The 18438-nt window shown below is 36.0% G+C and carries 24 protein-coding genes; 16 read left to right on the top strand and 8 right to left on the bottom strand.

All coding sequences use genetic code 11. The features are described from left to right. From rplR to carA, 13 genes are all read left to right on the top strand, one after another. On the top strand, positions 1-357 hold the full coding sequence (gene rplR / locus PGOND44_RS12100) for a 50S ribosomal protein L18 (RefSeq protein ID WP_003442666.1): 357 nt from the start codon (positions 1-3) through the stop codon (positions 355-357). A gap of 4 nt (positions 358-361) precedes the next feature. Then, entirely contained in the window at positions 362-886 is a 525-nt protein-coding gene (rpsE, locus tag PGOND44_RS12095) for a 30S ribosomal protein S5 (RefSeq protein ID WP_003442665.1), read from the top strand. Between the two features lie 11 nt (positions 887-897). After that, positions 898-1080, top strand: coding sequence for a 50S ribosomal protein L30 (gene rpmD, locus PGOND44_RS12090; RefSeq protein WP_003442664.1), 183 nt, complete (start codon positions 898-900; stop codon positions 1078-1080). A gap of 4 nt (positions 1081-1084) precedes the next feature. Further along, positions 1085-1537, top strand: a complete 453-nt coding sequence (gene rplO, locus PGOND44_RS12085) for a 50S ribosomal protein L15 (protein ID WP_003442663.1) — start codon at positions 1085-1087, stop codon at positions 1535-1537. An 11-nt stretch (positions 1538-1548) separates the two neighbouring features. Beyond that, positions 1549-2889, top strand: coding sequence for a preprotein translocase subunit SecY (gene secY / locus PGOND44_RS12080; RefSeq protein WP_003442662.1), 1341 nt, complete (start codon positions 1549-1551; stop codon positions 2887-2889). Between the two features lies 1 nt (position 2890). Beyond that, positions 2891-3106, top strand: coding sequence for a translation initiation factor IF-1 (gene infA, locus PGOND44_RS12075; protein ID WP_003442661.1), 216 nt, complete (start codon positions 2891-2893; stop codon positions 3104-3106). 5 nt (positions 3107-3111) lie between these two features. After that, the gene (gene ykgO / locus PGOND44_RS15365; RefSeq protein ID WP_003442659.1) at positions 3112-3228 is read left to right on the top strand and encodes a type B 50S ribosomal protein L36; all 117 of its coding nucleotides are present in this window, start codon (positions 3112-3114) and stop codon (positions 3226-3228) included. A 2-nt stretch (positions 3229-3230) separates the two neighbouring features. Further along, positions 3231-3605, top strand: a complete 375-nt coding sequence (rpsM, locus tag PGOND44_RS12070) for a 30S ribosomal protein S13 (protein ID WP_003442653.1) — start codon at positions 3231-3233, stop codon at positions 3603-3605. 9 nt (positions 3606-3614) lie between these two features. Further along, positions 3615-3998 carry a 30S ribosomal protein S11 gene (rpsK, locus tag PGOND44_RS12065; RefSeq protein WP_003442651.1) on the top strand — a complete coding sequence of 128 codons (384 nt, stop codon included), beginning with the start codon at positions 3615-3617 and terminating at the stop codon, positions 3996-3998. Positions 3999-4073: 75 nt separating this feature from the next. Continuing rightward, positions 4074-4679, top strand: a complete 606-nt coding sequence (rpsD, locus tag PGOND44_RS12060; RefSeq protein WP_003442648.1) for a 30S ribosomal protein S4 — start codon at positions 4074-4076, stop codon at positions 4677-4679. A 21-nt stretch (positions 4680-4700) separates the two neighbouring features. After that, a complete protein-coding gene (locus PGOND44_RS12055; RefSeq protein ID WP_003442645.1) occupies positions 4701-5693 on the top strand; it encodes a DNA-directed RNA polymerase subunit alpha in 993 nt (330 codons plus the stop codon). 27 nt (positions 5694-5720) lie between these two features. Next, entirely contained in the window at positions 5721-6203 is a 483-nt protein-coding gene (rplQ, locus tag PGOND44_RS12050; RefSeq protein ID WP_040556129.1) for a 50S ribosomal protein L17, read from the top strand. A 73-nt stretch (positions 6204-6276) separates the two neighbouring features. Continuing rightward, positions 6277-7395, top strand: a complete 1119-nt coding sequence (gene carA / locus PGOND44_RS12045; protein WP_003442638.1) for a glutamine-hydrolyzing carbamoyl-phosphate synthase small subunit — start codon at positions 6277-6279, stop codon at positions 7393-7395. A gap of 140 nt (positions 7396-7535) precedes the next feature. Here the strand turns inward: carA and PGOND44_RS12040 are convergent, their stop codons facing one another. Beyond that, a complete protein-coding gene (locus PGOND44_RS12040; protein WP_040556134.1) occupies positions 7536-8081 on the bottom strand; it encodes a fasciclin domain-containing protein in 546 nt (181 codons plus the stop codon). 217 nt (positions 8082-8298) lie between these two features. On the opposite strand from PGOND44_RS12040, the gene eno reads away from it, so the two are divergent. From eno to azu, 3 genes are all read left to right on the top strand, one after another. Next, entirely contained in the window at positions 8299-9591 is a 1293-nt protein-coding gene (gene eno, locus PGOND44_RS12035) for a phosphopyruvate hydratase (protein ID WP_003442633.1), read from the top strand. 304 nt (positions 9592-9895) lie between these two features. Continuing rightward, positions 9896-11182 carry a citrate synthase gene (locus PGOND44_RS12030; protein WP_003442631.1) on the top strand — a complete coding sequence of 429 codons (1287 nt, stop codon included), beginning with the start codon at positions 9896-9898 and terminating at the stop codon, positions 11180-11182. A 30-nt stretch (positions 11183-11212) separates the two neighbouring features. Further along, complete coding sequence (gene azu, locus PGOND44_RS12025; RefSeq protein WP_003442628.1) at positions 11213-11725, top strand: azurin; 513 nt, start codon at positions 11213-11215, stop codon at positions 11723-11725. Between the two features lie 71 nt (positions 11726-11796). On the opposite strand, the gene PGOND44_RS12020 is transcribed toward azu, so the two are convergent. From PGOND44_RS12020 to PGOND44_RS11990, 7 genes are all read right to left on the bottom strand, one after another. Continuing rightward, entirely contained in the window at positions 11797-13290 is a 1494-nt protein-coding gene (locus PGOND44_RS12020) for a S10 family peptidase (RefSeq protein WP_003442625.1), read from the bottom strand. A 201-nt stretch (positions 13291-13491) separates the two neighbouring features. Next, entirely contained in the window at positions 13492-15123 is a 1632-nt protein-coding gene (gene groL / locus PGOND44_RS12015; RefSeq protein ID WP_003442622.1) for a chaperonin GroEL, read from the bottom strand. Positions 15124-15150: 27 nt separating this feature from the next. Beyond that, positions 15151-15426 carry a co-chaperone GroES gene (locus tag PGOND44_RS12010; RefSeq protein ID WP_003442619.1) on the bottom strand — a complete coding sequence of 92 codons (276 nt, stop codon included), beginning with the start codon at positions 15424-15426 and terminating at the stop codon, positions 15151-15153. 133 nt (positions 15427-15559) lie between these two features. Continuing rightward, positions 15560-15889, bottom strand: coding sequence for a preprotein translocase subunit SecG (secG, locus tag PGOND44_RS12005; RefSeq protein ID WP_003442616.1), 330 nt, complete (start codon positions 15887-15889; stop codon positions 15560-15562). Then, positions 15889-16650, bottom strand: coding sequence for a hypothetical protein (locus tag PGOND44_RS12000; RefSeq protein ID WP_003442613.1), 762 nt, complete (start codon positions 16648-16650; stop codon positions 15889-15891). The genes secG and PGOND44_RS12000 overlap by 1 nt, the downstream gene beginning before the upstream one ends. After that, positions 16650-17150, bottom strand: coding sequence for an LptE family protein (locus PGOND44_RS11995; RefSeq protein ID WP_003442610.1), 501 nt, complete (start codon positions 17148-17150; stop codon positions 16650-16652). Before PGOND44_RS11995 ends, PGOND44_RS12000 begins: the two co-directional genes overlap by 1 nt. Next, a complete protein-coding gene (locus PGOND44_RS11990) occupies positions 17150-18424 on the bottom strand; it encodes a sigma-54-dependent Fis family transcriptional regulator (RefSeq protein WP_003442607.1) in 1275 nt (424 codons plus the stop codon). The genes PGOND44_RS11995 and PGOND44_RS11990 overlap by 1 nt, the downstream gene beginning before the upstream one ends. Between the last annotated feature and the right edge of the window lie 14 nt (positions 18425-18438).

The raw sequence follows: 18438 nt of genomic DNA, 5'->3' as shown, positions 1-18438 counted from the left end.
ATGGGATTTTCTAAAGAAAAAAGAAGACACAAGATACGCAAGCGTATAAGAAAGACTATTACTGGTACTCCAGTAAAACCAAGACTTTCCGTATTCAGAAGTAATAACGAGATCTATGCGCAATTGATTGATGATGTAAATGCAATAACAGTTGCATCCGCATCATCAAGAGATAAAGAAATTGACGTTGCTAACAAAACAAAAAGCGAAGCTTCTGTTATTGTTGGTGAAGCCATAGCTAAAAAAGCTTTGGATAAAAAGATTGATTCAATTTCTTTCGACAGAAGTGGTTATTTATACCACGGTAGAGTTAAATCATTAGCCGAAGGTGCTCGTAAGGGAGGCTTAAAATTCTAAAAATATGTATCAAGATTATAAAAACGTTGAAACTGTAAAGCCTGGTGGACTAGATCTTAAAGATCGTTTAGTAGGAGTTCAACGAGTTACTAAAGTCACCAAAGGTGGTAGAGCTTTTGGATTTTCTGCTATAGTTGTAGTAGGTGATGAAAATGGAGTAGTTGGGCACGGATTGGGTAAATCCAAGGAAGTTGCCGATGCTATTTCTAAAGGTGTAGAAGATGCTAAGAAAAACTTAGTTAGAATTCCTTTACACAAATCTACTTTACCGCATGAGCAATTAGGTAAGTATGGTGGTGCCAGAGTATTTTTATTACCAGCTTCTGCAGGTACCGGTGTTATTGCTGGTGGACCTACACGTATGGTTTTAGAAGCCGTTGGTGTTCACGATGTATTATCTAAAAACCAAGGATCTTCCAATCCTCACAATATGGTAAAGGCAACTTTTGATGCTTTATTGAAATTAAGAGGTGCAGAGCAAATAGCTAAGCAAAGAGGAATTACCCTCGAGAAATTATTTAATGGTTAAGATACATTATTATGGCTAGAATCAAAGTTACTAAAACCAAGAGCGCTATTAAGCGTCCAAAAAACCAAAAGCTTACATTAGAAGCTATGGGTTTAAGAAAAATTGGCCAATCTAATGAATTTGATAAATCAGATTCTTTAATGGGAATGGTTAATAAAGTTAAACATTTAGTTTCTGTACAAGAAATAAACTAAAACTATGGAATTACATAATTTAAAACCTGCCAAAGGTTCTGTCAAAACTACAACCAAACGTCTCGGTAGAGGTCAAGCGACTGGTAATGGTGGTACTGCTGGTAGAGGACATAAAGGTGCTAAATCCCGTTCTGGATACTCGAGAAAGATTGGATTTGAAGGTGGTCAAATGCCCCTTCAAAGACGAGTTCCTAAATTTGGATTTACAAATCCTAACAGAGTGGAATACCAAACCATTAATTTGGACCGTCTTCAGGAGCTTGTTGATCATAAATTGATCAAAGATTCTGTCGATTTTGATATTTTACACAGTATGGATCAAGTCAATAAAAACCTACCTCTTAAAGTTTTAGGTAGAGGTGAATTGAAAGCTAAACTGAAAGTTTCTGCTCACAAATTTTCCGCTTCTGCAAAATCAGCAATTGAAGCAGCTGGAGGAGAAGCTATCACTATTTAACCAATCACCTTATGAAGTTTTTTGAAACATTAAAGAATATCTGGAAAATTGAGGAATTGAAGAATAGAATTCTTCTCACACTTGGTTTGTTACTGGTTTATAGATTTGGAGCACAAATCGTTTTGCCTGGGATCGATGCAGCTCAATTAGCTAGTCTTTCTTCTCAGACAGACGGTGGAATTCTTGGTTTATTAAATGCTTTTACCGGTGGTGCTTTCTCTAACGCTTCAGTTTTTGCTTTAGGAATTATGCCCTACATCTCTGCGTCTATTGTAGTGCAGTTGATGACCATAGCTATTCCATATCTTCAAAAATTACAGAAGGAAGGCGATAGCGGTAGAAAAAAGATTACTCAGATTACCCGTTGGTTAACGATTGCTATTACATTGGTTCAAGGACCAGGATATATTATCAATTTATATAATATACTTCCTTCCTCCGCTTTCTTAATGGATAGTACTTTTACTTTCGTGGTATCGTCTGTTATTATTCTTACTACTGGTTGTATTTTTGCAATGTGGTTAGGTGAGAAAATTACAGATAAAGGTATTGGTAATGGAATTTCGCTTTTGATTATGGTTGGAATTATTGCAACTTTACCTCAAGCTTTTATACAAGAATTCATATCTAGAGTTACTGAATCTAATGGTGGTTTAATCTTAATTCTTATTGAATTGGTGATTTGGTTTGTGATTATTCTTGCTTCCGTAATGTTAGTGAGAGCGGTGAGACAAATCCCAGTACAGTACGCAAGAAAAAATGCTTCAGGCAAATTTGAAAAGGCTTCAGTTGGAGGTGCTAGACAATTTATACCGCTAAGGCTTAATGCTTCTGGGGTAATGCCTATTATATTTGCTCAGGCAATTATGTTTATTCCAGCGGCTGTTGCAGGTCTTTCTGACACTGAAATGGCTCAAGGTATTACAGCAGCATTCCAAAATATGTTTGGATTCTGGTATAATTTAGTGTTTGGAATACTTATTATAGTGTTTACCTATTTCTATACGGCTATCACAGTTCCTACCAATAAAATGGCAGATGATCTAAAGCGTAGTGGCGGTTTTATACCAGGCATTCGTCCAGGATCTGAAACCTCTGAATATTTAGATAGAGTCATGTCTCAAATTACATTACCCGGATCTATATTTTTAGCTCTCATAGCAGTTTTCCCTGCTGTAATCGTTTCACTACTTAACGTACAACAAGGATGGGGTTTATTTTTCGGAGGAACGTCATTATTGATTATGGTGGGAGTTGCAATAGACACTATACAACAAGTCAACTCATACCTTTTGAATAGACATTACGATGGATTAATGAAATCTGGTAAAAATAGAAAAGCAGTCGCATAATATGGCAAAACAACCCTCGATAGAGCAAGATGGTACAATTATAGAAGCATTATCTAATGCGATGTTTCGTGTAGAACTTGAAAATGAGCATATTGTTACTGCTCATATATCTGGTAAAATGAGAATGCATTATATAAAATTACTACCTGGTGATAAAGTAAAATTAGAAATGAGTCCTTACGATTTAACTAAGGCTCGAATAACCTATAGATACTAAAGATTATGAAAGTTAGAGCATCAATAAAGAAAAGAAGTTCTGATTGTAAGATAGTTCGTAGAAAAGGACGTCTTTATGTCATTAATAAGAAAAATCCTAAATTCAAACAAAGACAAGGTTAATTATGGCTAGAATTGCAGGTGTAGATATACCAAAACAAAAAAGAGGAGTTATAGCTTTAACCTATATCTTCGGAATCGGTAACAGTAGATCTAAGAAAATACTGAAAGATGCCGGTGTAGACGAAAGTATCAAAGTTTCAGATTGGAACGATGATCAAATCGGTAAGATCAGAGAAGAAGTCGGTAAAAATACTATCGAAGGAGAACTAAGATCTCAAGTTCAAATCCACATTAAAAGATTGATGGATATTGGGTGTTATAGAGGAATTAGACATAGAACTGGTTTACCATTAAGAGGTCAAAGAACCAAAAACAACTCCCGTACAAGAAAAGGAAGAAGAAAAACAGTTGCTAATAAGAAAAAAGTAACTAAATAATAATTAACAATGGCAAAATCAACAACAAAAAAACGTAAAGTAGTTGTAGATGCATATGGCGAAGCTCATATTTCTGCCTCTTTTAATAACATCATCGTTTCGTTAACCAACAAAAAAGGCGATGTTATTTCATGGTCATCTTCAGGTAAGATGGGCTTTAGAGGTAGTAAAAAGAACACTCCTTATGCTGCTCAATTATCAGCTGAAGATGCAAGTAAAGTTGCTCACGAAGCTGGTTTACGTAAAGTAAAAGTTTATGTAAAAGGTCCAGGTAACGGAAGAGAATCCGCTATAAGATCTTTGCATAATTCAGGTATTGAGGTTACTGAGATTATTGATGTAACTCCAATTCCACATAATGGTTGTAGACCACCAAAACGAAGAAGAGTCTAATTTTTATAAATCAATTGATACTATTATCGAAGGATAAGACCTTAATTCATAATAGAGTAAATTAAATACACGACAATGGCAAGATATACCGGTCCTAAAACTAAAATAGCTAGAAAATTTGGTGAATCCATTTATGGTGACGACAAATCTTTCGAAAAAAGAAATTACCCTCCTGGCCAACACGGTAACAACAGAAGAAGAGGTAAAAAATCTGAGTATGCAGTGCAACTCATGGAAAAGCAAAAAGCTAAATATACTTATGGTATTTTAGAAAAGCAATTCCGTAACATGTTTAGTAAAGCCAACAGATCTTCTGGTATTACAGGTGAGATCTTATTGCAGTTATGCGAAGCTAGATTAGACAATGTAGCCTTTAGATTAGGTATTGCACCTACTAGAAGTGCTGCTAGACAACTAGTATCTCACAAGCATATTACTGTGAATGGCGAGTTAGTAAACATTCCTTCCTACCAAATTAAACCAAATGATGTTGTTAGTATTAGAGAAAAATCTAAATCACTTAACGTGGTTCAAGAGTCTTTATCTAATAATAAATCTGTTCACGAATGGATGACTTGGAATAGTGAGAAAATGCAAGGAACTTTTGTAAATGTTCCAGAAAGATCACAGATTCCAGAAAAAATTAATGAGCAATTCATCGTCGAATTATACTCTAAATAATAACTGACAACACTCAAATTTATGGCATTATTTAATTTTCAGAAGCCCGATAAAGTTATCATGATAGATTCGACTGATTTTGAGGGCACTTTCGAGTTTAGGCCCTTAGAACCAGGTTATGGTCTAACTGTCGGTAACGCTCTTCGTAGAGTTCTGTTATCATCCCTTGAAGGATTCGCTATCACTTCAGTAAGAATTGAAGGTGTTGATCACGAGTTTTCTACTATAGAAGGTGTCGTTGAAGACGTTACCGAAATCATATTGAACCTGAAACAAATCAGATTTAAGAAAAGAGCTGAAGATGTAGACAACGAAACAGTCTCTATCTCTTTTTCCGGTAGCGATAAGATGACTGCAGGTGACTTTCAAAAGTACCTTACAGGCTTTGATATCCTAAACCCAGATCTTGAAATCTGTACGATGGATAAAAAAGTTTCTCTAAACCTTGAGCTTACAGTTCAAAAAGGTAGAGGGTACGTTCCTGCTGAAGAGAACAAAACTTCAAAAGCTCCTATTGGAACTATCTTTACGGATTCTGTTTTTACGCCAATTAAAAACGTAAAATACAGTATTGAAAACTTTAGGGTTGAACAAAAAACTGATTACGAAAAATTAATTTTCGAGATCAGTAGTGATGGCTCTATTCATCCCAAAGATGCTCTTACAGAAGCTGCGAAAACCTTAATTCATCACTTTATGCTTTTCTCTGATGAGCGTATTACGCTTGAAACAGAAGAAATGTCACAAGCTGAGACTTATGATGAAGAATCTCTTCACATGAGACAATTACTCAAAACTAAACTTGTAGATCTTGATTTATCTGTTCGTGCTTTGAATTGTTTAAAAGCTGCAGAAGTTGAGACTTTAGGTGATTTGGTTTCTCATAACAAAAGTGACTTGATGAAGTTTAGAAACTTCGGTAAAAAATCACTTACTGAGCTAGAAGAACTTGTAGAAAATAAAGGACTAGACTTCGGTATGGACCTTTCTAAATATAAACTTGACAAAGACTAAACTTGTTAAGTACAAAATACATTAATCATGAGACATAGAAAGAAATTAAATCACTTAGGGAGAACGTCCTCACATAGGAAAGCAATGCTTTCGAACATGGCCTGTTCCCTAATTGAGCATAAAAGAATAAATACTACTGTTGCTAAAGCTAAAGCTTTGAGACAATACGTAGAACCCTTGGTTACTAAATCTAAATCCGATACTACCCATAACCGTCGTTTGGTTTTTTCTAAATTGAAAGACAAATATATGGTAGCAGAACTTTTTAGAGAAGTTGCCCCTAAGGTTGGAGAAAGACCTGGAGGTTATACTCGTATCATCAAACTTGGTAACAGACTTGGTGATGCAGCAGAAATGGCAATGATTGAGCTTGTAGACTTCAATGAGGTATATACACCTGGTAAGAAACAAGCTAAGAAGAAATCGACTAGACGTGCTGGTAAAAAAGCAAAAGAAGAGGATCAAGTAGAAACTACAGATAATTCAGATTCTAAAACAGATGAGGCTTAATAACTTCAACATATTTTTGTAAATCAAAGGGATAAACTTTTATTAGTTTATCCCTTTTTTTAAATCTACACCTATGAAATATAACTTAAAAACTCCTGCAGTTATCTTACTAGCTGATGGAACAGTATTTAAAGGCCAATCTTCAGCAAAGTTTGATTCCAATAGATCGGGCGAGATTTGTTTCAATACTGGTATGACTGGCTATCAAGAAATATTTACCGATCCTTCCTATTTTGGTCAAATCATGGTGACTACCAATGCACATATTGGTAATTATGGGGTTAATTCCGACGAGAGCGAATCTGATGGCGTAAAGATTTCTGGATTGGTTTGTAAGAATTTTTCATTTGCGCCCTCCCGAGCTAATTCTGATTCTAGTTTAGAAGAATTTCTAAATGAAGCAGATCTCCCAGTTGTTTTCGATGTAGACACTAGAGCCTTGGTCTCACACATCAGAAAGCATGGCGCAATGAATGCCATTATCTCTTCCGACGTCGATAACTTAGAGGCTCTTAAAGCCGAATTAGCTAATCATCCTTCTATGAAAGGTTTAGAGCTTGCTTCTTCCGTGTCTACAAAAACAGGATACACGCTAGGTGATAAATTATCTGACTCTAGAGTCGCTGTCCTAGATTTAGGAGTGAAAAAAAATATTTTGAGACGTCTTGAAGCAAGAGGGGCTTACATAAAGGTTTTTCCTTATAACTCTACTTACGAGGAGTTGATGGAATGGAATCCTTCAGGAATATTACTGTCTAATGGCCCTGGTGATCCAGAACCCCTAGCTTCTGCTATCGACTTGGCTAAGAAATGCATCAGCAATGCCATTCCTACCTTTGGCATTTGTCTTGGTCATCAAGTTATTGCCCTGTCTGTAGGCATACCAACTTTTAAAATGCACAATGGCCATAGAGGAATCAATCACCCTGTTATTAACCTAGTTTCTGGTAAGAGTGAAGTTACTTCTCAAAATCATGGATTTACGATAGACAAAAAGTCCACGGAGTCTAACGACAAGGTTGAAATTTCTCATATGCATTTAAATGATCATTCTGTAGCGGGTATCAAAGTGAATGGCAAGCCTTGTTTCTCGGTGCAATATCATCCAGAAGCTGGACCCGGTCCCAATGATGCTACCTATTTATTTGACGACTTTTTTGAAATCATGTCTTCAAAAAATGTTTCAGCATAAAAAAAGTGGGCCAGATGGCCCACTTTTTATTTTAATCGATAACCGAGATTAAAATGCTCCGAGACTTGTCTCGAATTATAAACTTTTCCTATATAACCCCTAGTGGGCTTGCCCCGAGGCAACTTACTATAATGAGTTAATTATGGTAAAAGTACTGTGTCTATAACGTGAATAACACCATTAGATTGATTTACATCTGCAATTGTTACCGTAGCAACATTTCCTTTGGAGTCTTTAATTTTTACGCTTTTACCGTCAAGCATAGCAGTAACCATACCACCACTTACAGTTTTAAGCTCTGCTTTCCCATTGCCTTTTTTAATGGCAGCAACAACATCGCTTGCACTAAAATTACCGGCAATAACGTGGTAAGTCAAAACAGTTTGCAATTGTTTTTTGTTTTCTGGTTTTAGTAAAGTCTCTACCGTTCCTTCAGGTAGATTTCCAAAAGCAGCATTGGTAGGAGCAAATACTGTAAAAGGCCCATCACTTGATAGAGTCTCAACAAGATCAGCAGCTTTAACAGCAGCTACCAAAGTAGTGTGGTCTTTAGAATTTACAGCGTTTTCTATAATGTTTTTAGAAGGAGACATTTCTGCTCCGCCTACCATTTTAGTCTGACCGTAACTCAGTGTTGTCATAATAACACTCATTACTAATACCAATTGAATTTTTAAATTTTTCATAGTTTTTATTTTATTATTTCTTAAATATACGTAGGCTCTCATCCTAAGGTTTTAAATAGTGGTAAATTTAACGTGATCTTTAGTAAGATTGATTTGAAGATGTTTCTTAAATCACTGTTAACTATATCGTTATAGCTTGCTACCAATCAAATAAGAATCAACTTTTCAGATAATTTAGTGTTTATTTCCTAAATTGCGATAAACAAAAAAATAAATTATGAGCGCTATATTAGACATACATGCAAGACAAATATTTGATTCTAGAGGGAATCCAGCTTTAGAGGTAGATGTAATTACTGAAACTGGTACATTGGGAAGGTTTGCCGTTCCATCTGGAGCATCAACTGGAGTTCATGAAGCCGTTGAGCTAAGAGACGGTGGCAAAGATTATATGGGTAAAGGGGTCCTAAAAGCCATAGAAAATGTAAACACAACAATCGCAGATCGATTACTGGGGATTTCAGTATATGAACAATCTGAAATTGACCAAATCATGATCGATTTGGACGGTACAGAGAATAAATCTAAACTTGGAGCTAATGCAATTCTTGGAGTTTCCCTTGCTGTAGCAAAGGCTGCTGCTAATGAGTTGAATTTACCTCTTTACAGATATATAGGAGGCGTGTCTACAAATACGCTCCCTGTTCCAATGATGAATATTATTAATGGTGGTTCACATAGTGATGCTCCTATTGCTTTTCAAGAATTTATGGTGATGCCCGTAAAAGCAGAGAGTTTTTCTCATGCCCTAAAGATGGGTACTGAAATATTTCACCATCTCAAAAAAGTTCTTAAGGACAGAAACTTGAGTACAGCTGTTGGTGATGAAGGTGGTTTTGCTCCAAAACTGAAAGGAACTGAAGATGCTCTTGACTCTATTAAATTGGCTGTTGAAAATGCAGGCTACAAATTTGGAGATGAAGTTATGATTGCTTTAGATTGTGCAGCAGCCGAATTTTATGAAGATGGAAACTACAATTACAAGAAATTTGAAGGAGATTCTGCTAAAATAATGTCATCTGAAGAGCAGGCTAATTACTTAACTGAGCTTTCAGAAAACTATCCTATTATTTCTATAGAAGATGGAATGGATGAGGACGATTGGGAAGGTTGGAAGATTCTAACCGAAAAGATTGGCAAAAAAGTACAACTGGTTGGTGATGATTTATTTGTAACTAACGTAAAACGTTTAAAGAAAGGTATTGAAAACAATATAGCCAACTCAATCCTTATCAAAGTGAACCAAATAGGAACCTTAACAGAGACTATCGCTGCTGTAAATATGGCTCATAATGCGGGTTATACGTCTGTTATGTCTCACAGATCTGGTGAAACAGAAGACAATACCATAGCAGATTTAGCCGTCGCCTTGTCCACAGGACAAATCAAAACAGGATCTGCCTCTAGGAGTGATAGGATGGCAAAATATAATCAACTTATTAGAATAGAAGAGGAATTGGGAGATAATGCTTACTTCCCACAACTCAATGCATTCAAAATTCAAAAATAACTACAAAATCTAAACTATTCCTTTTTGGAATAGTTGTTTATATAACCAAACTTATTAAAAAGGGTTTGGTTATTTTTTTTAAGTCAAATCGGTTCTTCTTTAAATAATAAAAATCAAATTTGCTTTTCTGTATCCTTGGATATTTTAGCGATTTGAAGATAGAATAATGCTCTTTTGCACTTTCAGGATTCAAACTTGAATGTGTTCACTATTATCTTCAATAGCTTCACATATATTTAATAGACCAAATTTTGTAATCGCATCTTTATACCTTAATTTGCATATTAAATTAAACAATTATAAAATGTCAGATAAAGCGGAATTAATTTTAGATGGAAAAAAAATTGAGCTTCCAATAGTTACGGGTAGTGAAAATGAAAAAGCCATAGATATAAGTTCTTTAAGAGCTTCTACAGGTTACATTACACTAGATCGTGGTTTTAAGAATACAGGGTCAACCTCTAGTAGTATTACTTTTTTAGATGGTGAAAAAGGGATATTAAGATACAGAGGTTACTCCATTGAAGATTTAGCGGAAAACGCAAGTTTTTTAGAAGTTTCTTACTTATTAATTTATGGTGAATTACCAGACAAGACTGCCTTGGCATCTTATAGAAAAGAGATTACATACCATACCTTAATTCATGAGGATATAAAAAATATAATTGATGGTTTCCCATCCAATTCCCATCCAATGGGAGTATTGTGCTCTTTGGTGTCTTCATTAACCGCATTTTATCCTGAATCATTAGATCCAAACAGATCTGCAAATGAAGTAGACCAAACTATCAAAAGACTTATCGCTAAGATGCCAACCATGGCCGCTTGGGCGTATAAGAATAAAGTAGGTCATAAAGCAAATTATCCTGACAATAGTTTAGATTACTGTTCAAATTTTTTAAAAATGATGTTCGCAGTTCCCTCCGAAGAATATGAGGTGGATCCTGTGATAGCTAATGCGCTTGATAAATTATTAATACTTCACGCAGACCATGAGCAAAATTGCTCAACTGCCACGGTAAGAGTTGTTGGATCATCGCACGCAAGTTTATATGCTTCAATTTCAGCTGGCATAAGTGCATTGTGGGGACCACTCCACGGAGGAGCCAACCAAGCGGTTATAGAAATGCTAGAAGCTATTCAAGCAGATGGTGGTGATGTGCAAAAGTACATGGCAAAAGCTAAAGATAAAGACGACCCCTTCCGATTAATGGGGTTTGGACATAGAGTTTACAAAAATTTCGATCCAAGAGCTAAAATTATTAAGAAAGCTGCTGATGAAGTTTTAGATAAATTAGGTATTGATGATCCGATTTTGGAAATAGCTAAAGGCTTGGAAGAGGTAGCCCTTAATGATGAATATTTCATCGAAAGAAAACTTTACCCTAATGTTGATTTCTATTCGGGAATCATTTATAGAGCGATTGGAATTCCAACTTCTATGTTTACGGTGATGTTTGCACTAGGAAGACTTCCAGGATGGATTGCACAATGGAAAGAAATGCGCCTTCAAAATGAGCCTATTGGACGACCAAGACAAGTCTATACGGGTGAGGCAAAACGTGAATTTAAATCAATAGAAAAAAGATAAGTTAAATATTAATAAATTAAAATAAATCAAATGAAAAAAACACTCGCTTTACTTTTTTTATCTACTAGCCTTTTAATAGGATGTGGAGGAGAAGCTAAAAAATCTGAGGAAAAACAAGGTATCAAGATCAACTCAAGTTCAAGTTCCAATGAGAAGGTAAAAGAGGAAGGAATTTCCGAAGTTTATCTATCTGGTAATGATCAAATGAAATATAATAAAAGCCAAATTACTGTTTCAGCTGGAGATGAAGTTGTGCTCACGTTCGAACACGTTGGGAAACTTCCAAAAGAATCGATGGGACACAATTTTGTTTTGTTGAAAAAAGGAACAAACGTTCAAGAGTTTGGACAAGAAGCTTTAGAGTATAAAGACAATGATTATATACCTGAAGACTCTGATGTTATTATTGTTCATACTGACATGTTAGGTGGTGGTCAAAAAACTACAATTACCTTTCAAGCGCCTGAAAAAGGAGATTACGATTTTATTTGTAGTTTTCCTGGGCACGTTGCTTTAATGAACGGAATATTTACAGTAGAGTAATTAAGGACTTAGTTTAATCAAAAAAGCCTGTTTGTAGCTACAAACAGGCTTTTTTTATGCTTCAACTATATCTAATACTTAATTGGAGAATTAGCTTTTGGTAGGCTAGTCTTTATAAATTCTCTAATGTCATTGTTAGCCGTTTCTAAATCTTCTTTTCTAAGATACATCATGTGGCCACTCTCATAGGTTTTGAAATGTAACCTGTCCTGCATTTTTCCACTTGCATCAATGTGCCACATGGTATACTTTGCATTAAAATAGGTAGTAGCTCCATCGAACAAGCCAGATTGAATCATGACCTCCATACTAGGGTTTTGAGCCATAGCTTGTCTTAACTCTTTGCCTGTATTATTGTTTTGAGTTCTGTCCCAAGGATATACATTACCAAACATGTTGTATTTTAAATCTGTCTTATAATTAAGCTCATTTTTAAGGTAATCGTTTATCGCTGGGGTAAAGGACTGTAACCATGCAGTTAGCTCGGAATTGTAATCTGGTCGAGTTCCTGCTTCCTTACCATCAAGGCCTAAATACCTTGAATCTAAACGTCCAACAGTATAGCCATCATCAATTTTTAAAGTTTTCCAAAACACATTAAAGGGTAATTCTAAATTGTTTTGAAGAAAGAGCTTTTCCTCTACGCTAGAATAATAGGACATCTTTTCGACAATAGCTTTCTTTTTCTCAGAATCTAAGAATCCACCCATTGTAAGGGCAGGGATAAGTTCTTGAATAGTGAAACTTTCTACTTCATCAAGTACATCTAGAATAGGTTTACTTTGTAATTCAGGGCTCAGTTTATCGTGGTACCAAGCTGCAGCGGTAAAATAAGGTAATCTATTGGCGACCTCAATAGGCCCATCTCTTTCTATCCCTAATTCTGTAGGAGAAACCAAAATGACTCCGTTGATATACATCCAATGTGAATTTTGAAGACTATTGGCCAAGCCAGATACCCTCGTTGTCCCATAACTTTCACCGATTAAATATTTTGGCGCAAGCCATTTGTCTTTTCTACTTACAAATGTGTTGATCCATTCTGCCAAATACTCCACATCGGCATTAACTCCAAAGAATTTTGACTTTTCAAAATTGCCTTTCTCGTCTAGTACAGGTCTTGAGTATCCTGTATTTACTGGGTTTACGTATACTATGTCTGCAACATCCAAAATACTGTAGGGGTTTTCCTTATACCCATAAGGTTGAACAGGAAAGCCTTCATCACTTATGTTTAGAATCCGCGGACCTGTATACGCAAGATGCATCCAAACGGAAGCAGAGCCTGGGCCACCGTTAAATGAAATGACTAGTGGTCTTTCTTTAGAAGTCTCATTTTTTTTAAGATTAGAAACTTTATAATACGTGTATTGTAGTCCTGCGATGGGTTTACCTTGTTGGTCCCAAACGGGTTGCATCCCTGTTTCTGCAGTGTAATTGAATTGTTTGCCATTTATAGTCACCTCATGGTTGGTAACGACAGTCTCATCAACGTTAAATTCAACAGACTGAGAATAAATTAGAGAAGTCCCAAAAATTGTAAGTAATGCTAAAATATATTTCATGATTATTAATTTTTGCCTAATATAATTAAGCTTTTCAAATTTTTGATGCTTATTCTTTTCAATTTTTGTTTTACCATTTCTAATTCTCTTTTAGGATACATTTGAAGTACTAATAGGTATGACTCACTCTCAAAATGTAAAAATGAAAAAAGCCGCTTCTAAAAAGAAACGGCTTCTATCTTATTCTATAAGGGATGATGCTTACATCATTCCTGGCATTCCGCCTCCCATTGATGGCATCCCGCCGCCACCATTATCGGCTTCCTTTATGTCTACAAGAGCGCATTCAGTAGTTAGAATCATTCCGGCAACCGAAGCTGCATTTTCCAATGCAATTCTCGTTACTTTCTTAGGATCTATAATACCTGCTTTTATCATATCCACGTAAGTGTTGGTCTTAGCATCGTAGCCTAGGTTACCTTCCAAGACTTTATTGATAACGACAGAGCCTTCACCACCTGCATTTTCTACGATAGTTCTCATTGGAGATTCAATCGCTTTTGCAATGATATTGATTCCTGTTTGCTCATCAGCATCATCAGCTTTAAGCTTAGAAAGAACTTTAAGCGTTCTGATGAATGCAACGCCACCACCAGCAACTATACCTTCTTCCACTGCTGCACGAGTTGCATGTAAAGCATCATCTACACGGTCTTTCTTCTCTTTCATTTCTACTTCTGAAGCTGCTCCTACATATAAAACTCCAATTCCGCCAGATAATTTAGCTAGACGTTCTTGTAATTTCTCTTTATCGTAATCGCTAGTTGTAGATTCTACTTGAGCTTTAATTTGATTCACACGGTTAGTGATATTTTCTTTTTCACCACCTCCGTTTACTATAGTTGTATTGTCTTTATCTAAGGTGACATTTTCTGCAGTACCCAACATATCTAGAGTAGTGTTTTCTAATGTAATTCCACGCTCTTCTGAAATAACAGTACCTCCTGTTAAAATAGCAAGATCTTCTAGCATAGCTTTTCTGCGATCACCAAACCCTGGTGCTTTTACAGCAGCTATTTTTAAAGAACCTCTCAATTTATTTACAACAAGTGTAGCTAAAGCTTCACCTTCTATATCTTCAGCAATAATCAATAGTGGTTTACCACTTTGAGCAGCTGGTTCCAATACAGGAAGTAAATCCTTCATAGAGTTGATTTTTTTGTCCACGATTAAGATATATGGATTCTCAAGATCAACAATCATTTTTTCACTATCGGTAACGAAGTAAGGAGAAAGATAACCTCTATCGAACTGCATCCCTTCTACAACTTCAACATAAGTTTCAGTTCCTTTAGCTTCTTCAACAGTGATAACGCCTTCTTTGCCTACTTTACCAAAAGCTTCAGCAATTAATTCGCCAATTTTGTCATCGTTATTTGCTGAAATGGAAGCGACCTGCTTGATTTCTTCAGAAGTATCTCCAACAGATTTTGCTTGCTTGGTTAATTCTGCAACGACAGCTGCTACAGCTTTGTCTATCCCTCTTTTAAGTCCAAGTGGATTTGCTCCTGAAGCTACATTTTTAAGTCCTTCGTGAACAATAGCCTGAGCTAAAACAGTAGCTGTAGTGGTTCCGTCACCAGCTAGATCATTGGTTTTGGAAGCCACTTCTTTAACCATTTGTGCTCCCATATTCTCTAAAGCATCTTCAAGTTCTATTTCTTTAGCAACGCTTACACCATCTTTGGTCACCATTGGTGCACCAAAAGATTTACCTATAATCACGTTACGACCTTTTGGTCCTAATGTTACTTTTACGGCGTTAGCTAAAGCATCTACACCTCGCTTAACACCATTTCTTGCTTCTATATCAAAAATTATATTCTTTGCCATTATATTGTGGGTTTGTTTATTTGTGAATTATACTATAGCTAAAATGTCGTCTTCTCTCATGATGAGATAGTCATGTTCTTCATGCTTTAACTCTGTACCTGAAAACTTTCCGTAAAGAACCATGTCTCCAACTTTTACTGTCATCGTATGTTTCTTTTTCCCACTTCCGACGGCAACCACTTTACCACGTTGTGGTTTTTCCTTTGCGGTTTCTGGAATAATAATTCCAGATGCTGTTTTAGTTTCTGCGGCTTGAGGCTCTATAAGCACTCGGTCTGCCAAAGGTTTAATGTTTACTGCCATTATAAATAAGTTTTTTGGTTTAATTTTAAAAATAAGGGTCTAAAAGTGTGCCAATAAACAAGGCCTGTCAATTACCAACAAAAAATGCCAGCTTGTCATAAGCTGGCATTTTGTAATGATTAAGAATCCCTATTTACTGCTGGTCTACAGGTGGTAAATTGTTGGATTGTGTGTTTTCAATAGGAGCTTGATTGCCGTCCAATAATTTGGAATCTTGAACACCTCTATTGTTTATGATAGTAACGTTTGATAATAAGATTAAAATCAATAATAAAGTAGCTAAAGCCCAGGTGCTTTTGTCGAGGAAGTCTGAGGTTTGCTTAACGCCTCCAACTTGCTGAGACCCTCCTCCTCCAAAAGAAGAGGAAAGACCTCCACCTTTAGGGTTTTGAACCATGATAACAACTATAAGTAGGAATGCTACTATTACGATTAGAACTAAAAATATGGAAAATGTACTCATTATAATTTATTTTCTTTAAGTCTTTCTATTTCTTGAATTTGGTCTGCAAAGAAAGAACTTTTTTCGGGATTATTCAAAATTAATATCTTAAATGCTTGGATCGCTTTATCATATCGCTTTTGTTCGGTGTAAACTCTTGCCAAAGTCTCCGTCATAAGGTGAGTTGACGGCTCGTGCTTGGCTATTATTTTCTCTGTAGATTCATAAGATTTCGTAGGAACAATTTTAGGGTTATTCTTTATAAATTCGTCTATGACTTGAAACTGAGGATTTATTGTTAACTCTCTTTCCACTTTTTCTATAGGCTGTAATTGGGTCAACTTCAGCCATTCTTGAAAAGAATGAGTCTCGGAAGGATTAAAATCTAAAGGCTGCCCTTGTTTGTTGGATTTTGATTTTTCTACAAAAAGGTCTGGATCGTTAATTTGGTCGACCACTTGTTTATTAATCTCGAACTCTTCACTGGAATGTTCTTTGCTTTTTTCAATGAGCAAATCAATTTTATTGGCGACGTCCAGTTGATGAAATTCTTCAGAGGTAATAAAATCAAATAAAACCGATCGGTCCTGAGTATAAGCAGCCGTAGTTTTTAAAAACCTATTGTATTGAAAACTTCCGTAGTAGTTCTGTAATTTCAGCTTTATAGCGTATAGAGGTTGAAAATACGGATACTGGTGAATCATCTCAGTAATAGCTGTTAAGCTATTCACCTCAAATTCCTTCGGTGATTTTATAAGATTTAAAACCGCTTCTTTATCCATTACCAATTCGTTAAGGAGGCATTAAATATATCTTGAGTGATCCTTAGGAACACTTCTCCAATAGCTTCATCCTTTGTAGCGCCAGTTAATTGTTCGTTTGCTGGAAAATCAAAATAAAATGAAAAATTTTGTTCAAAATCTTTTTCTGGATCTAAAGTATTATAAAATCGAACATTTACAGCTATGGTCAGTCGGTTTTGTGCAGCTTGGCTATCGGCAGTGGCAGTCATAGGCGCCACGTAGTACCGAGTGATTTCTCCTTCGTAAATAAGATCTGCGTTCGAGTTGGTAAGGCTTAACTTGGTTTGATTTTGAATTAAATCCTGCAAAGCTAAAGTAAAATCCCTATCAATACCCGGCTCAATAAGCTGAGCAGTATTTTCGAAGAAATTCACCTGAAAGTTTTCCGCATTTCCCGTATCGGCGCCGGTAAATGAATAATATCCACAGGATTGTAGGCTCAAAATCAATACTAAAACTCCAATTATTTTCAACTTCATTATAAATCGTATTGTTTTATTTTTCTATACAGCGTTCTTTCACTAATTCCTAGTTCATCTGCTGCAGGCTTGCGTTTTCCCTGGTGTCTATTCAAAGATTTTTTGATCAGTTCCACTTCTTTATCTTGAAGCGATAATGTCTCCTCTTCTTCGATATCTTCAGCATAATCGTAAGGATCTTCTATGTGTTGCTCAATCGGCTTTGTTTTCTTTTTTTCAGGGATTTGCAAAATTTCTAGCTGCTCTTGATGAGATTCTTCAGAGAATTCTTTTTTTGTGTCGGAGTCGCCGTATACTTTCCTAATTAAGCTTCTGTTTTCTTCTTTAAAGGTCTCATCATTTTCTTTTTCCATGAGCTCTAGAGTCAATTTCTTAAGATCGTGAAGGTCATTTTTCATATCAAAAAGAACTTTATAAAGAATTTCTCTTTCGTTGCTAAAATCGCTTTTGTTGCTTTTTGATTCTGAAATTACAGAGGGTAGATTGGAACTGTTACTTGGTAAATAATGCGTGAGTATGGCTTCATCTACTTCTCGACTAGTCTCTAATACTGATATTTGTTCTGCAACATTTTTAAGCTGTCGGATGTTACCCGGCCAGCTGCAGTTCTCCAGCGCTTTAATCGCTTGGTCTGTGAGGCGTATCGTTGGCATTTTATATTTAATCGCAAAATCTGAAGCAAACTTTCTAAACAATAAGTGAATATCCGATCGGCGTTCTCTTAAGGGTGAAAGTTGAATTTCAACAGTATTGAGTCTGTAGTATAAATCTTCTCTAAACTTATTTTCTTTTATAGCCTCAATCATATTAACGTTGGTTGCTGCAACGATTCTAATATCAGATTTTTGAACTTTAGAGGATCCTACCTTTATAAATTCTCCAGTCTCAAGAACTCTCAAGAGCCTTACCTGAGTGGTGAGCGGCAATTCTCCTACTTCATCTAGAAAAATAGTTCCTCCGTCGGCTTCCTTGAAATAGCCATCTCTGGATTGAGTGGCTCCAGTAAAAGCACCCTTTTCGTGACCAAATAATTCACTATCAATAGTACCTTCTGGGATAGCACCACAGTTTACAGCAATGTATTTAGCGTGTTTTCTGTGAGAAAGAGAATGTATGATTTTAGGTAGACTTTCCTTACCAACTCCGCTTTCTCCTGTGACCAAAACAGAAATATCTGTAGGCGCCACGCGTATAGATTTTTCTATAGCCCTGTTGAGGTTGGGATCGTTCCCTATAATTTCAAATCGCTGCTTAACAGCTTGTGGAGATTCCATAGTTTAAATTTATT

The organism is Psychroflexus gondwanensis ACAM 44, from assembly GCF_000355905.1.
GTDB classification, from domain to species: domain Bacteria; phylum Bacteroidota; class Bacteroidia; order Flavobacteriales; family Flavobacteriaceae; genus Psychroflexus; species Psychroflexus gondwanensis.
The sequence above is the reverse complement of the archived record's forward strand: the minus strand, read 5'-3'. Positions and strand labels throughout refer to the sequence as shown.

Bases quoted from the DNA above. Each gene is read 5' to 3' on its own strand.
- rplR (WP_003442666.1), top strand. From the start codon at position 1: ATGGGATTTTCTAAAGAAAAAAGAAGACACAAGATACGCAAGCGTATA.
- rpsE (WP_003442665.1), top strand. From the start codon at position 362: ATGTATCAAGATTATAAAAACGTTGAAACTGTAAAGCCTGGTGGACTA.
- rpmD (WP_003442664.1), top strand. From the start codon at position 898: ATGGCTAGAATCAAAGTTACTAAAACCAAGAGCGCTATTAAGCGTCCA.
- rplO (WP_003442663.1), top strand. From the start codon at position 1,085: ATGGAATTACATAATTTAAAACCTGCCAAAGGTTCTGTCAAAACTACA.
- secY (WP_003442662.1), top strand. From the start codon at position 1,549: ATGAAGTTTTTTGAAACATTAAAGAATATCTGGAAAATTGAGGAATTG.
- infA (WP_003442661.1), top strand. From the start codon at position 2,891: ATGGCAAAACAACCCTCGATAGAGCAAGATGGTACAATTATAGAAGCA.
- ykgO (WP_003442659.1), top strand. From the start codon at position 3,112: ATGAAAGTTAGAGCATCAATAAAGAAAAGAAGTTCTGATTGTAAGATA.
- rpsM (WP_003442653.1), top strand. From the start codon at position 3,231: ATGGCTAGAATTGCAGGTGTAGATATACCAAAACAAAAAAGAGGAGTT.
- rpsK (WP_003442651.1), top strand. From the start codon at position 3,615: ATGGCAAAATCAACAACAAAAAAACGTAAAGTAGTTGTAGATGCATAT.
- rpsD (WP_003442648.1), top strand. From the start codon at position 4,074: ATGGCAAGATATACCGGTCCTAAAACTAAAATAGCTAGAAAATTTGGT.
- PGOND44_RS12055 (WP_003442645.1), top strand. From the start codon at position 4,701: ATGGCATTATTTAATTTTCAGAAGCCCGATAAAGTTATCATGATAGAT.
- rplQ (WP_040556129.1), top strand. From the start codon at position 5,721: ATGAGACATAGAAAGAAATTAAATCACTTAGGGAGAACGTCCTCACAT.
- carA (WP_003442638.1), top strand. From the start codon at position 6,277: ATGAAATATAACTTAAAAACTCCTGCAGTTATCTTACTAGCTGATGGA.
- PGOND44_RS12040 (WP_040556134.1), bottom strand. From the start codon at position 8,081: ATGAAAAATTTAAAAATTCAATTGGTATTAGTAATGAGTGTTATTATG.
- eno (WP_003442633.1), top strand. From the start codon at position 8,299: ATGAGCGCTATATTAGACATACATGCAAGACAAATATTTGATTCTAGA.
- PGOND44_RS12030 (WP_003442631.1), top strand. From the start codon at position 9,896: ATGTCAGATAAAGCGGAATTAATTTTAGATGGAAAAAAAATTGAGCTT.
- azu (WP_003442628.1), top strand. From the start codon at position 11,213: ATGAAAAAAACACTCGCTTTACTTTTTTTATCTACTAGCCTTTTAATA.
- PGOND44_RS12020 (WP_003442625.1), bottom strand. From the start codon at position 13,290: ATGAAATATATTTTAGCATTACTTACAATTTTTGGGACTTCTCTAATT.
- groL (WP_003442622.1), bottom strand. From the start codon at position 15,123: ATGGCAAAGAATATAATTTTTGATATAGAAGCAAGAAATGGTGTTAAG.
- PGOND44_RS12010 (WP_003442619.1), bottom strand. From the start codon at position 15,426: ATGGCAGTAAACATTAAACCTTTGGCAGACCGAGTGCTTATAGAGCCT.
- secG (WP_003442616.1), bottom strand. From the start codon at position 15,889: ATGAGTACATTTTCCATATTTTTAGTTCTAATCGTAATAGTAGCATTC.
- PGOND44_RS12000 (WP_003442613.1), bottom strand. From the start codon at position 16,650: ATGGATAAAGAAGCGGTTTTAAATCTTATAAAATCACCGAAGGAATTT.
- PGOND44_RS11995 (WP_003442610.1), bottom strand. From the start codon at position 17,150: ATGAAGTTGAAAATAATTGGAGTTTTAGTATTGATTTTGAGCCTACAA.
- PGOND44_RS11990 (WP_003442607.1), bottom strand. From the start codon at position 18,424: ATGGAATCTCCACAAGCTGTTAAGCAGCGATTTGAAATTATAGGGAAC.